This is a genomic window from Bacillus sp. DU-106, assembly GCF_004799705.1.
Taxonomy (GTDB): Bacteria; Bacillota; Bacilli; order Bacillales; family Bacillaceae_G; genus Bacillus_A; species Bacillus_A cereus.
In genome coordinates this window covers 1,300,784-1,313,899 of sequence record NZ_CP026607.1, presented here as the reverse complement: position 1 = coordinate 1,313,899, position 13,116 = coordinate 1,300,784, and the positions used below count along the sequence as shown (strand labels likewise).

The following is a 13,116-nucleotide window of genomic DNA, read 5'->3' as shown; positions in this document are numbered from 1 at the left end:
ATTCCTCCTTTAGACTTCTAGTTTTTTATCGACTATGTGACCTGTAACTACTAGTAATATAATTGTTAATAAACAATTAAAAAATAGATTTAAAATTGTAACCTCTGTACCAGAATAAAATGATGTATTTAAAAAACCATTTTGATCTATAAATCCAATATTATTTATAGCAAACACATACTTTTCTATTTGCTGAAAAATATACGTTATTCCTCCATTAAATGCGGTAAAAATGACGAATAAAACTAAACAAGCAACTTTATTCATAGATGATTTCACATTTAATAGTTTTACAATTACTATAATGAAATAAATAGAAACTAGCATATTAAGAAAATCTAGTCCCCATAAGAAAATAGATAACATATGATGTAATATTCCATAATTATATAAACTGTGTATTGCTTGCTGAATACCTAAATTAGTTTTTCCATTGTAAATATTTAAAGAAAAATAGTATAGAAAAATGATTCCTATTCCTAGCAAAATCATAAAGAGTAGTACACAGAATAAACTATTTGCACATATATACTTTTTTGCTGAAATAGAAGTATAACGTAGCATAGAGTTTTTTAACATTTTCCGAAAAGACGATATACCTGTTAAAAGAATTGCAAATCCATTTATACCTAGTACGATAAAGAATATAATAATAATTATATCTTGCCTACCTGAAATTCTAACTCCTGAAACTCCTTTCATATTAAATAAAAGAATTAATGAAACTGTAATAAAACCAAAGTAAATAATGGCTATCTTTCTCTTATTACAATTATATAGATAAAGAAAAAGCTGACTCATTTCTCATAGGCCTCCTTAAACAGCTCATGTACTGCTTTACCCTTTTGAAATCGTAGTTCTTCCACATTTTCATGCATTATTATTTCTCCATCTTTCAAAAAGATTACTTCATCGAATATATTTTCGATTTCTCTTATTAAATGAGTCGATATAAGTAGCGTACAATCTTCACGATAAAATTTAAGTATTAACTCAAGTACATGTTCTCTAGAAACAAGATCAATCCCGCCCAATGGCTCATCCAGTACATATAGCTTCGCTTTTCGAGAAAACGTTAAAATAATCTGCAACTTCTCAACCATACCTTTTGACAATGCTGTAATTTTTTCTTCTAACGGTATTTTAAATTCTGCAATCGTATCTACCGCTTTTTGAATATCGAAGTCTTTATAAAAATCTCGATAGAAAAATAAAGCGTTTTTTACAGTCATCCAATCATCAAAGATTGGCTTATCGGACATAAATGAAACAATTTCTTTCGTCTGTAACCCTACCTTTTTACCGTCTATTGTAATACTACCTTCAGAAGGGTGTTGCAAGCCTGCAATCATTTTCAATAACGTCGTTTTCCCGCTCCCGTTATCTCCAACAAGCCCAACGATTTTCCCTTCCGTAATCTCTATGTTTAATTCACGGATCACTGCTTTTAATCCGTATCTCTTCCATAAGTTTTCTATTTTCAATAGCTCTGTCATTGGCTCTCCTCCCTCTTATCATGTAATGAAGAACGAAGAATTGTAAGAATTTCTTCTTCTGAAAAACCTAAATTGTCCATTCCATCTATAAAAGAATGAAGTAATTCTTTCGCCATCTCTTTTCGCAGCTCCATAATTTTCTCCCCTTCATTCGTTACATACCGTCCCATTCCTCTACGTGTGACAACAACTCCATCCCGTTCTAGCTCTTGAAATGTACGCTGAATCGTATTTGGATTCACTTGTAATTCACTCGCTAATTCACGGACAGAGGGAATTTTATCACCAGGTAATAAATGTCCTGTTACGATCTCTTTTTTTATGTATTCCATTACCTGAATGTAAATTGGTGTATTTGGAGAAAACTCTATTTTCATTTCTTCCCTCCTTTTGTATTAGTGTACTAGTTAAATAATACACCGATACAAAAAGTTTGTAAATACCCATTTAATTACAAAAAAGTTCTATCCGTTAAACGAATAGAACTTCCCAAATATAAATCGCTATACAAAAATAATAGTGTTATGTAAACAAAATTATAAAGAAAAACTGTCTTATCAATGAATAAGACAGTTTTTCTTTATAATCCTATATTAAAAGTTAAACACGAAGTCATCGTCAGCTAACTTTTCAACGTTCGTTGCTTTTACGTAACCATTTCCTTTTACAGAGAAGAAATCATGGTTTTTCGTATCTGTACGTAAACCATTTAAAACGATTGGGTTAATTTCTTCTTCTTCAAACTTCGGCTCAAGTCCTAAGTTCATAAGCCCTTTATTCGCATTGTAACGAACGAAACGATTTACATCTTCTACAAGACCGATAGAAGTGTAAATTTCTTCTGTATAGGCCATTTCAATTTCATATAGTTCCATTAATAACTCTTGTGTTTCTTTTTGCACTTCTTGTTGCTCTTCTGCAGAAAGTTCTGCGAAGATTTGTTGTGCTAAAATACCGACGAATACGCCGTGAATTGACTCATCACGAATTATCAAGTTGATAATCTCACCACTTGCTGTTAGTTTTCCTTGACCAGCTAAGTAAAGTGGATAGAAGAATCCGCTATAGAATAAGTAACTTTCTAAGAACACACTTGCTACCATTGCCATGTATAACTCTTTTTTTGTTACTTCAGGCTTTAATAAACGACGATAGTAACTAGTAATAATACCAGCTTTTTTCTCAAGTAACGGATGATTGTCTACCCAGTCAAAAATATCATCAATCTCTTCTTCTGTAGCTAATGTTGTGAAAATGTGACTATAACTTTTCGCATGTACTTCTTCCATAGCTCCCATGAAAGCTAATACACTTTTCGCTTGTAAATTTTCAAGATGAACCAGTACAAGTGGCATTCCTTCGCCACCTTGTTTCGTATCTAAAAGTGTTAAACCACCTAATACACGCTTATAAGCAATTTGCTCTTCTTTCGATAATTGCACCCAAGTATTTTTGTCAGACGAAACCGCAATTTCTTCTTCTGTCCAAAACTGAGCGATGTTTTGCTTCCAAAACATTAAACTAAAATCATCTTCTTTTTTGTTCCAGTTTACCGCACGCATTAAATCGCCCCTTCTCTAAATATGATAACTAAGCATGAGCAGGGTTCAGAAAACCCTGCTCATCATGTCTCACTTTTTATATTAAACGGTACAAGCCACACACTCTTCCACGCTTAATTTACGTGTTCTCGTATAATACAGACTCTTTAAGCCTTTTTTATGTGCATAGATGTAGTAACGTGCTAATTCACGTGTTGAAATATCACTATTAACGTAAAGAATTGTACTAATTCCTTGGTCAATATGTTCTTGAATTTCTGCGATTAAATCAATTAATTTAAACTGATTCATATCGTAAGAAGATTTATAGTACCAGAACGTATCTTTTGATAAATACGGCATTGGATAATATGTTGTCGCATTCGCATATGTTCTTGATTCGATTTGACTTACGATCGGCATTACGCTTGAAGTTGCATTTTGAACGTAACTGATTGATTGTGTTGGAGCAATGGCAAGACGATATGAGTTGTATAAACCATTCTTCTGCACTTGCTCTTTTAAACTTGTCCAATCTTCTTTTGTTGGAATATGAATTCCTTCAAATAGTTGCTGAACTTTTTCAGTTACTGGGCTGTAATCTGTCGTTTCATACTTTTCGAAGTATGTGCCATTCGCATAATCAGATTTATCGAAGTCCTTAAATGTCTCGCCTTTTTCTGTAGCGATTTCCATACTTTTCTCAATAGAGTAGTAATTTAACATCATAAAGAATGTACGAGCGAATTCTTTCGCTTCTGCACTTTCATAAGCGATTTTATTTTTTGCTAAATATCCGTGTAAGTTCATTGCTCCAAGTCCAACTGAATGAAGCTCGTCATTTGCTTTTTTCACAGTTGGTGCATTCGGAATAATCGTCATATCAGAAACAGCTGTTAAAGCTTCCATTCCCGCATGAACTGCTTCACGAATTTCTTTATTTTCCATTACGTTTACGATATTTAACGATCCTAAGTTACAGTTAATATCACGACGGATAATGTCATCTGTACCGTAATCATTTATTTCTGAAGTTTCTTGAAGCTGGAAGATTTCTGTACATAAGTTCGACATCTTCACAGTTCCAATATCCTTCAATGGATGTTGATTATTTGCATTTGATTTAAACATTAAGTATGGGTAACCAGACTCAAGCTGAATCATAGCGATTTTAATAAGCATATCACGTGCACTAATATCTAGTGGCTTCTTCTTCACTTTCGGATTGCTCATTAATTCATCGTACATTTCATCGATATCAATGTCATCTAAATGCTTTCCGTATTCTTTATACACCGTGTAAGGCGCGAAAACATGGAAAGGTTCGTTTTTCTCAGCAAGCTCAAAGAACTTACTTGGAACGATAATTCCGATTGATAGAGACTGAATACGGCTCTTTTCATCGGCATTTATTTTTTTTGTATCAAGGAATTCAATAATATCCCAATGGAAAATGTTTAAATATACTGCACCGGCACCTTTTCGTTGGCCAAGCTGATTCGCATATGAAAACGAATCTTCAAGCAATTTCATAACAGGTACTACGCCACTTGCAGCGTTGTCGATACCTTTAATTTGCTCACCGCGTGCGCGTAGTTTAGATAAGTTTAAAGCTACTCCCCCGCCGATTTTCGATAATTGCATCGCAGTATTAATGTTAAAGCCGATCGAATTTAAGCTATCGTCCATCTCTAACAAGAAACAAGACACCATTTCTCCTCTTCTGCTTCTTCCCGCATTTAAAAAGGTTGGTGTCGCTGGTTGGTAATTTTGTTTTACAATCATGCTTGCGAATTGTCTTGCCTTCGAAACATCACCGCGTCCTAAGTATAATGAAACAATTGCTACACGATCTTCATAGCTTTCTAAGTATTGTTTTTGATCATTCGTTTTTAACGCATAATCTTTGTAGAACTTAGATGCTGCCATATAAGATTGGAACTCGAAGTTTTCACCATAAGCGATGTTATATACTTCCTCTACTTCCTCCAAGCTATACTCGTCCAGAACGTTGTAATAGTAATCATGTTCTTTCATATACTCCATTCGCTCTGCCACGCTATTAAAAGGAACGGTATTCTCTCTAGCTTCTTCCATAAAGACTTCTAATGCCTCTTTATCTTTATGAAGCTGATAAAAACCGTCCTGCATTTGCGTGATTTCATTATTCAGTTCAATGTGTCGCAATCTCCCGCACCCTTTCCTTAAAATATTCTACATCGTTATTTGTTCCAGATAACTCAAATTTTGATACAATAGGCACTTCATATTTAGTAGAAATCTTGTCAGCACTTGCACCGAACATGTCTCCCCAGTTACGATTGCCGCTTGCAGATACGCCTTTTAATTTTTCATTATTGCGCTCTAAAAAGTCTAAAACACGTTCTGGTACATTGCCAAAACCTGTTGTATACGTAATAAGAATAAAGTCTTCATCTATTACTAGATCTTCATCAATTTGAACGGCCGGCATATTTAATTTGTGAATGAAACGCTTCACGTTTCCTGTCATAGAATCATATGCAACTAACATTTCCGACCCTCCCTCTCAAATCTATATTCTCTATATGTTGTTCTTGATTTCTCTATATATTGTATTACGTTTCAAAATAAGACACAAGATATATGTATAAATTCTTTCTTTTTTTAACTTTTACTTTTCGACATGATAGCCGTTTTTTTTCAATACAATGACTATGAAACAACATTCTAAAACTCATGTCAATAAAGTGCTTTTCAAAAAAGTTGTCAACGAATTTAACCTTATTTTTAAAAAAGTTAACAATATATTTTGTCATAAAACGGTAGATGCTGAAGAAATATATTTCTCCAGCATCACGCAAAAAAGAACAGATATGAAACTATAATCTGCTCTAAAAAACGATTACATTTATCAAATTTACCTTATTAAATATATTATACATATACTTTCGTTTCTCGTTACATACTAAAAGATAACTATTATAGAAAAAGATTATTATTATGGAACTTCAATTTATTTATGAAAAGTTTATTCAGAGTGCTCAATGCGCAAAATATCTTTTACAAATATATGATGCGGATTTTCATCTTTATCAATCATTGTACATACCGGAGCCTCTTCATCAAAGTATACAATCATTCCTTCTACGTACTGATATGTATGTCGAACTTGTACAGTTACTTTAATTTCTACTGCTTCTTCATATGCTCTTTTTATTTTCTGAAGCATTTTTGCTGAACATTTTCGTTTCTCTGGATACATAACCATTCCCATAAATCGATTGCCGGCTCTATCTTTCCACATATAATCCCAATGTGGTAAAATGCCTTGTTTAAAATCGCCCATAATTCCCCTCTCCTTTATCTTTTATTTATCCCGCATTAAACGTCCGATTGGTGAAAGGCTACTAATCAGTGAGAGATGCCCTGCTGATCAAAATTCCTCTTTATGAACGTGGCGTTTCTGAATATGTATAAATCACTTGCCCGCCTCGCTGTGCGTTACCAATGAAATGCTTAAAGTCTTCTCTATTTACAACAACTTCTCTGAACGTATAAAATACATCTTTCGTAACAACATACTCCTTTATTTCACCATTTTTTAGCTGATCTAAAATTGTATTTGCTAATTCTTTATCCATGTATTTCACCTCTCTGCAATATTTTATTTTATCGTATATTCTATAGGTCAACAACTGTAAATTTATCCCGCTATTTGCAGGTAGTGCGATTGGTGTTGACTACTAATCAGTCGTGGAATGAACAAAAAATCTTACTGATTAACGTTTCACTTTATCTCGTTGTTATGCCATGATTTTATTTTCGTTATTTCGCAAACAATATCGTTTTACTATATGTCCACTAAATATCATATACTAACATAGCTACTTCTCTATATCAAACATTTCGGCATTCAATTATGCAAAGTTCCATACCACTATGCTACAATATACAAATAGAACTAGGAGGGATACTATGATTCGGAAAGCAAAAAAGACAGATGCAATGGCAATAGCTCCTTTATTGTATAATGCTCTGCATGAAATTGCTGAAAAAATCACAGGTAGCACAGATGAAGCAGAAGTATTACTAGGACTTGAGACATGGTTCTCAAAAGAAAATAACCGTCTGAGCTACGAAAACTGTTTTGTCTATGAACAAGACGAGAGTGCAGTTGGAGTTATTGTCGCTTATCACGGTAGTGAAGCAACACAGCTTGACGCACCAATTGTACATCACTTAAGAGAATTACATAAAGATGAATCAATTACGTTAGAAAAAGAAGCTGAGCTTGATGAGTATTACATTGATACACTATCAGTTTCAAGTGCACACGGCGGAAAAGGTATCGGTTCTAAATTAATTGAAGCTGCCGAAATCTATGCAACTGAAAAAGGGCATGAAAAAATCGCTTTACTTGTTAATTTAGAAAACACACGCGCCTATTCACTATACGAAAAGTTAGGTTATAAAAAAGATGAAATTGTTATGCTAGTAGGCGAACCTTATGCTCATCTCGTAAAACCATTAAACGTCAAAATTTCTGTATCTTAAAAAGAAAGCACACGATTTATATAAATCGTGTGCTTTTATGTTAAATTCGTATTTAATATATTTCCATCCATCGCCTCGTGAAACGTATATGTTGTACATCCCCATGGCTTTCTATGCAAAATAGGCGAACCAGACCATCCCATTGCCCTCAGCTCCGTTCCAATCATCGAATTAAAATAATTATGACCTACAAGAGCAATACTTCCATGTACGAGAGCATAACGATGTAATACGTAAGCTGCTTGCCTTGCCCTCTCTCTTACTTCCTTATAAGATTCAACATTTTTATGGTAACCAAGTATCCATAATGCTCGTCCAATACACATCCATACGTTAAGTTTACACTTCAACCATTTTGGCGCATAAAAGCTCGCCGGAACTGCCGCTTCCCTAAAAAGAGAATTTTGTATAAAAGATAAAGAATCCATTAATTCAGCTGCTGACTGTACAGCACACTTTTGATCACTCGTTACAATCAATTTCGCTACTTCAACCGCTTCTCTTGTTTCCAATGGTATAGGTTGTTTTTCTGTTATAGTATGTAAGTCATATCCTTTTATCCATTCATGAAAGGATGTAACCGTCATTGGTTCTATAGTACAATCTAAGCGACCATGACGAATAAAAGAAATCTTCATTCTTTTCACTCTCCATTCATCACTTATGAACTCTATTATGCACTAGTTCTAAACATCATACCACGCAAGAAAATAAAGTTATATACCTTTACATCTCCCCACCACTATCATGTGTTATCGAAGCATGGATACCATCCATCCCATCAAAATATGTACTCGTATCATATTGACGAATCTTTTTTAAATGCATATAAGAAAATAAAAATAAAATTAAAGCTATAACACTCCCCACAAATTCAAACATCATTTTACCGCCTCTAATTTCTCCCACTTCAGCAGGTTATTCTACTTTTTCATTATACCTCGATATAAAGATTCTCGCATTTTTGCTATTTTTTTCAAAAAACATGGATTTTCTACATATTTTCTTACAAAAAGTGAATATTTTTCGAATTTTTACTTTGGAAACATTTACAAAGTAGGAAATATGGTTCAAAATAGGAGGAAATAAAAAAACCCAAATTTATTCTTTTTTTGGGAAAACTGTAACAAGGAGAGTTGCTTATGCAGATCGCAGAAACTGGAGATATCATCGAATTTAAAGGTGGAATGCAAGGCCGTGTTCAAAAAGTAAATCAAAACTCTGTTATTGTTGATATAACAATTATGAAGAATTTTAGAGAACTAGATATGGAACCTCTTACAGTTGTAAGTCATAAAAACTATACTGTCATTAATCAAAATGCATAATATAATAGAAAGAAAGGGCCTGTATACTATACAGGCCCTTTCTTTCTATTAACGATTATCAATTGTTTCCGGATATAGATCGTGGTTCATCATGCGGTAATCAGCCATTTGTTCATACTTCGTCCCTGGGCGCCCGTAGTTGCAGTATGGATCAATTGAAATGCCACCACGTGGTGTGAATTTCCCCCATACCTCAATATAACGTGGATCCATTAATTTAATTAAATCGTTCATAATAACGTTCATGCAATCTTCATGGAAATCACCATGATTGCGGAAACTAAATAAATACAACTTTAAAGATTTACTCTCTACCATTTTTTGCTCTGGAATATAGCTAATATAAATTGTTGCAAAATCTGGTTGTCCTGTTTTCGGGCATAAACTTGTAAATTCAGGACAATTGAATTTTACAAAATAATCACGGTTTGGATGATTATTATCAAATACCTCTAATATTTCTGGGCTATATTCAAATAAATATTTTGTATTTTGATTCCCTAGTAATGTTACATCTTTTAAATCTTCATCTAATCTTCCTGTCATTTTAAACATCCCTTCTCGTTATACGCCGCGCTTATTTCCCCATACTAACGCATGAAGCTGAGGCAATACTTTTGCATCATTCATCTCTTTACAATTTACAGCTTTATCAATCAGCCATTCATACTTATCTAATAATTTTTTTATAAGCATCGCATCATCCACTGTTTTTGTATCATCGTTTCCTACTTGTAAGAAAAATGGTACCTTTGGATAACGTTCGTGCATCTTAACTGCATATTCAAAATCATGATCATCGAATACTACTACTTTTAAACTAATATCTTTTCCTGCTAGTTTCTGAATAATAGCATCTAACCTCTGAAAATCTGTTTTCATCGTTGAACTTGGTGGTTTTGGAGAAATTGTTATCTCATCAATTTGAAGTAACCAATCTTGCCATTTACTCCCTTGCGTTTCAATTGCCGTTCGCATTCCATTTTCTTTTAATATAGAAAGAAGAAACTCAATATTTTTCAATAATGCCGGATTTCCACCTGAAATCGTAACATGAGAAAAATTTTCTCCTCCAATTGCAACAAGCTCATCCCAAATATCTTCTGGTGTCATCTGTCTAATTTGATCTTTAGCTGATCCATCCCACGTAAAAGCAGAATCACACCAAGCACAGCTATAATCACAACCAGCTGTACGGATAAACATTGTCTTTTGCCCTACAACCATTCCTTCACCTTGAATAGTCGGACCGAATATTTCTAAGACAGGGATTTTACTCATCAAGCATCCACTCCCGTCTTACTTCCGCATAACTAGTCGGCGTCTCAAATAAACGAACAAATTCAACGCGAGCTCCTTTATATTCGTTCACTCTATTCTCTTTTGTTAGTGCTTCTGCCATCTTTTCATAAATCCAAACGACCATATTTTCAGCAGTCGTATTCATTGCAGGTAACGTTTCGTTTAAATAACGATGATCTAGATAAATTTCTATTTCATTCTTCCAAATTTCTTTTATATCTCCAAAGTCAATTGCAAGACCTATTTCATTTACATATCCACTAATTCCAAATACAACTTTATATGTGTGACCATGTAAGTTTTTACATTTCCCTTCATAACAGTGTAAATGGTGTGCTGCATCAAATGTAAATTCCTTGCTGACCATTACTCTTTTATTATGGTATTTGAGTTGTTTACGCTGAATATCCTTGTCCATTTTTTGCAAATTCTCTACGATGCGAAATCCAAAAAAGTTATCCATTAGTTGTTCGCTCCTTCGCGTTCTTGTAGGTACGTATCTAATCCTGCTTTACGAAGTTGACATGCTGGACATTCACCGCAACCATCACCAATGATTCCGTTATAACATGTTAATGTTTTTTCTCGAACAAACTCAAATGCTCCAAGTTCATCTGATAATTTCCATGTTTCAGCCTTATCAATCCACATAAGTGGCGTGTGAATGACAAACGGGTAATCCATAGATAAATTTAAAGTAACATTTAACGATTTCACAAACACGTCACGGCAGTCTGGATAACCACTGAAATCAGTTTCACATACACCCGTTACAATATGACGTGCTCCAACTTGTTTTGCTAATACAGCAGCAAATGATAAGAAGAGTAAATTTCGTCCATCTACAAATGTCGATGGCAATTCACCTTCTTCATGTGTAATCTCCATATCCGTTCTCGTTAACGCATTTGGAGCAAGTTGATTTAATAGACTCATATCTAGTACCGTATGCTTTATTCCTAGTTCTTTTGCAATTTCCGCTGCACAATCAATTTCTAGCTTATGACGTTGATTGTAATTAAACGTTACAGCTTCTACCTCTGCAAACTGCTCTATTGCCCAAAATAAACATGTCGTACTATCTTGTCCTCCACTAAAAACAACAACTGCTTTTTCTTTTTTCATTTCACTCATTCTCCTTCTCTACTATAAATAAGAAGAAAGAACGTTCTTGAACTGTCACAATAAAAAAACAAAACAATACCTAAGGATATTGTTGTTTCCATAGTTTTTTATAGAGGGAGTTCGCGAACCTCTCCCGCGCAGTGCACGGAATTTCTTCTTTCATTGACATAGCTTATTGTAACATATTGTATACTAGCGTAAAAATTTCTGATTTTTCCGCTATTTATTATTTCATTTCTTTCATTTTATAGTATGATTAATTTAATATAAGAAGAGAGGAGGCATCCCACTGAAATCCTTTATTATTTATCTCTTTTTAAATATATTATTCATCCTGATTACAATGCTCGTATATCATTTATTTTGGAATCAAAAAGGGAAACGCTCTCCTAAATTAAATTCAGCTATATTCATTGTACTCTGTTGCCTCGCTACCGTACTCTGTATTACATTTGCAGCAAAAACAAATAATGGTTTTCAATTTGATATGCGCCATATTGTATTAATTGTCGGTACATTAACGGGAGGGCCTATTGCTGGTGGTTCTATCTTAGTTGTATTAAACATATATCGCTTATTATTAGGTGGGGTAGGTGTTTTCCCATCTCTTATCGGTTCTGTTCTTCTATTTATTGTTCTATTATTAACATATAAATTTTTCAATCGAACTTATAATCGTATAAAAATAACACTTGCTATTATCTACAGTCTCACATACGGATTTAGTTGGATACCCTTCTTCCTTTCAAAGGTTACAAATAAGACTGATTATATACCGCATATTATTGTGTATGAATTATGTTCAATGCTTGGTACGATTCTAATTTTATATTTACTACACATATTACAAACTCAAGTTCGTCTCCAAAATGAACTTATAAATGCTGAAAAGTTTCATTTAATTGGTGAAATGGCAGCGTCTATCTCTCATGAAATTCGCAATCCATTAACTTCAACGAAAGGTTTTTTACAACTGTTACAATCAGATACATGCACTGAGCAGGAACGAAAATTATATATCGACATTGCCATTAATGGCATCGAACAAGCAAATCATGTTCTTACAGATTATTTAACCTTTGCTAAACCAAGCATTGAAAAAGAACAAATATTACAGTTAGAAGAAGAATTACTACATGCATTGTCGCTAATTACACCGCTTGCTAATTTAACAAATGTACGTACTCATTATATAAAGCAAAGCACTTCTTTTTTTATCGCTGGAGAAAAGCAAAAACTAAATCAATGTTTATTAAATATTTTAAAAAATTGCATTGAGGCTATGCCAAAAGGCGGTGATCTTTATTTCACATTAGTTCCTGATCATAAGCATATTCAGTTATATATAAAAGATACAGGAGTCGGTATGGATTCAGAACAAGTAAAACGTCTTGGTTCGCCCTTTTATTCAACGAAAGAAAAAGGTACTGGACTTGGAATGATGGTCGTATTCAGTGTTGTTCAAGCTATGAATGGAAAAATTGATATTATAAGTGAAAAAGGAATCGGTACAACCTTTTTATTAACTTTTCCACTCATACAAAAAACGTGATGAAATACTCATCACGTTTTTTCTGTTCCTTCAACTAATTCAGCAAAAGCTTTCACTTTTCCGTGCGGTTGTTGATTTTCTTTACGTGCTTTCCAGGCGCGCTCTTCTTCTCGCTTCTTCTTAGACATGTTTTTTCAACTCCTTCTTTTCTTTCTTATTTCTCCATGTAGTATTCCAAAATAAGAAAGAAAACTATGCACGTATCAAAAAAGAAGTGGTTTCCCACTTCTTCCACT

Annotated in this window: 18 protein-coding genes and 1 riboswitch; of the genes, 3 read left to right on the top strand and 15 right to left on the bottom strand. The window is 33.7% G+C overall.

The window, feature by feature from the left end; all coding sequences use genetic code 11:
- Positions 1-9: 9 nt before the first annotated feature.
- From C3Y97_RS06785 to C3Y97_RS06745, 8 genes are all read right to left on the bottom strand, one after another.
- Positions 10-801, bottom strand: coding sequence for an ABC transporter permease (locus C3Y97_RS06785; RefSeq protein WP_000080432.1), 792 nt, complete (start codon positions 799-801; stop codon positions 10-12).
- A complete protein-coding gene (locus C3Y97_RS06780) occupies positions 798-1,496 on the bottom strand; it encodes an ABC transporter ATP-binding protein (protein ID WP_000137744.1) in 699 nt (232 codons plus the stop codon). Before C3Y97_RS06780 ends, C3Y97_RS06785 begins: the two co-directional genes overlap by 4 nt.
- Complete coding sequence (locus C3Y97_RS06775; protein ID WP_000687512.1) at positions 1,493-1,873, bottom strand: GntR family transcriptional regulator; 381 nt, start codon at positions 1,871-1,873, stop codon at positions 1,493-1,495. Before C3Y97_RS06775 ends, C3Y97_RS06780 begins: the two co-directional genes overlap by 4 nt.
- 216 nt (positions 1,874-2,089) lie before the next feature.
- A complete protein-coding gene (gene nrdF, locus C3Y97_RS06770) occupies positions 2,090-3,058 on the bottom strand; it encodes a class 1b ribonucleoside-diphosphate reductase subunit beta (RefSeq protein WP_001203029.1) in 969 nt (322 codons plus the stop codon).
- A gap of 81 nt (positions 3,059-3,139) precedes the next feature.
- Complete coding sequence (nrdE, locus tag C3Y97_RS06765; RefSeq protein WP_001215839.1) at positions 3,140-5,224, bottom strand: class 1b ribonucleoside-diphosphate reductase subunit alpha; 2,085 nt, start codon at positions 5,222-5,224, stop codon at positions 3,140-3,142.
- Positions 5,211-5,570, bottom strand: a complete 360-nt coding sequence (gene nrdI / locus C3Y97_RS06760; protein ID WP_000959447.1) for a class Ib ribonucleoside-diphosphate reductase assembly flavoprotein NrdI — start codon at positions 5,568-5,570, stop codon at positions 5,211-5,213. Before nrdI ends, nrdE begins: the two co-directional genes overlap by 14 nt.
- A gap of 477 nt (positions 5,571-6,047) precedes the next feature.
- Complete coding sequence (locus C3Y97_RS06750) at positions 6,048-6,365, bottom strand: hypothetical protein (RefSeq protein ID WP_000502205.1); 318 nt, start codon at positions 6,363-6,365, stop codon at positions 6,048-6,050.
- A 100-nt stretch (positions 6,366-6,465) separates the two neighbouring features.
- The gene (locus C3Y97_RS06745) at positions 6,466-6,660 is read right to left on the bottom strand and encodes a hypothetical protein (protein ID WP_000356684.1); all 195 of its coding nucleotides are present in this window, start codon (positions 6,658-6,660) and stop codon (positions 6,466-6,468) included.
- A 334-nt stretch (positions 6,661-6,994) separates the two neighbouring features.
- Between C3Y97_RS06745 and C3Y97_RS06740 the strand changes: the two genes are divergently transcribed.
- Complete coding sequence (locus C3Y97_RS06740) at positions 6,995-7,573, top strand: GNAT family N-acetyltransferase (RefSeq protein WP_000619542.1); 579 nt, start codon at positions 6,995-6,997, stop codon at positions 7,571-7,573.
- 35 nt (positions 7,574-7,608) lie between these two features.
- On the opposite strand, the gene C3Y97_RS06735 is transcribed toward C3Y97_RS06740, so the two are convergent.
- Positions 7,609-8,211, bottom strand: coding sequence for a hypothetical protein (locus C3Y97_RS06735; RefSeq protein WP_000703104.1), 603 nt, complete (start codon positions 8,209-8,211; stop codon positions 7,609-7,611).
- Positions 8,212-8,299: 88 nt separating this feature from the next.
- Positions 8,300-8,455: a hypothetical protein gene (locus tag C3Y97_RS06730; RefSeq protein WP_000461432.1), complete on the bottom strand. Its 156-nt coding sequence runs from the start codon at positions 8,453-8,455 to the stop codon at positions 8,300-8,302.
- A 260-nt stretch (positions 8,456-8,715) separates the two neighbouring features.
- Between C3Y97_RS06730 and C3Y97_RS06725 the strand changes: the two genes are divergently transcribed.
- Positions 8,716-8,901: a YkvS family protein gene (locus C3Y97_RS06725; RefSeq protein WP_001165082.1), complete on the top strand. Its 186-nt coding sequence runs from the start codon at positions 8,716-8,718 to the stop codon at positions 8,899-8,901.
- Between the two features lie 48 nt (positions 8,902-8,949).
- Here the strand turns inward: C3Y97_RS06725 and queF are convergent, their stop codons facing one another.
- From queF to queC, 4 genes are read right to left on the bottom strand one after another with little or no spacing between them, the layout of a single operon-like run.
- Positions 8,950-9,447, bottom strand: coding sequence for a preQ(1) synthase (gene queF, locus C3Y97_RS06720; RefSeq protein ID WP_001986050.1), 498 nt, complete (start codon positions 9,445-9,447; stop codon positions 8,950-8,952).
- An 18-nt stretch (positions 9,448-9,465) separates the two neighbouring features.
- Positions 9,466-10,182: a 7-carboxy-7-deazaguanine synthase QueE gene (queE, locus tag C3Y97_RS06715; RefSeq protein ID WP_000036294.1), complete on the bottom strand. Its 717-nt coding sequence runs from the start codon at positions 10,180-10,182 to the stop codon at positions 9,466-9,468.
- Complete coding sequence (gene queD, locus C3Y97_RS06710) at positions 10,175-10,666, bottom strand: 6-carboxytetrahydropterin synthase QueD (RefSeq protein WP_000368414.1); 492 nt, start codon at positions 10,664-10,666, stop codon at positions 10,175-10,177. The genes queE and queD overlap by 8 nt, the downstream gene beginning before the upstream one ends.
- Positions 10,666-11,328: a 7-cyano-7-deazaguanine synthase QueC gene (gene queC / locus C3Y97_RS06705; protein ID WP_000711595.1), complete on the bottom strand. Its 663-nt coding sequence runs from the start codon at positions 11,326-11,328 to the stop codon at positions 10,666-10,668. Before queC ends, queD begins: the two co-directional genes overlap by 1 nt.
- Positions 11,329-11,421: 93 nt before the next feature.
- Positions 11,422-11,465, bottom strand: a riboswitch (PreQ1 riboswitch).
- Between the two features lie 206 nt (positions 11,466-11,671).
- Here queC and kinB point away from each other — a divergent pair.
- The gene (gene kinB, locus C3Y97_RS06700; RefSeq protein ID WP_136363212.1) at positions 11,672-12,880 is read left to right on the top strand and encodes a sporulation sensor histidine kinase KinB; all 1,209 of its coding nucleotides are present in this window, start codon (positions 11,672-11,674) and stop codon (positions 12,878-12,880) included.
- Positions 12,881-12,891: 11 nt separating this feature from the next.
- Here kinB and C3Y97_RS28035 read toward each other — a convergent pair whose 3' ends face one another.
- Positions 12,892-13,008, bottom strand: a complete 117-nt coding sequence (locus C3Y97_RS28035) for a DUF6254 family protein (protein WP_000038355.1) — start codon at positions 13,006-13,008, stop codon at positions 12,892-12,894.
- Positions 13,009-13,116 lie beyond the last annotated feature (108 nt).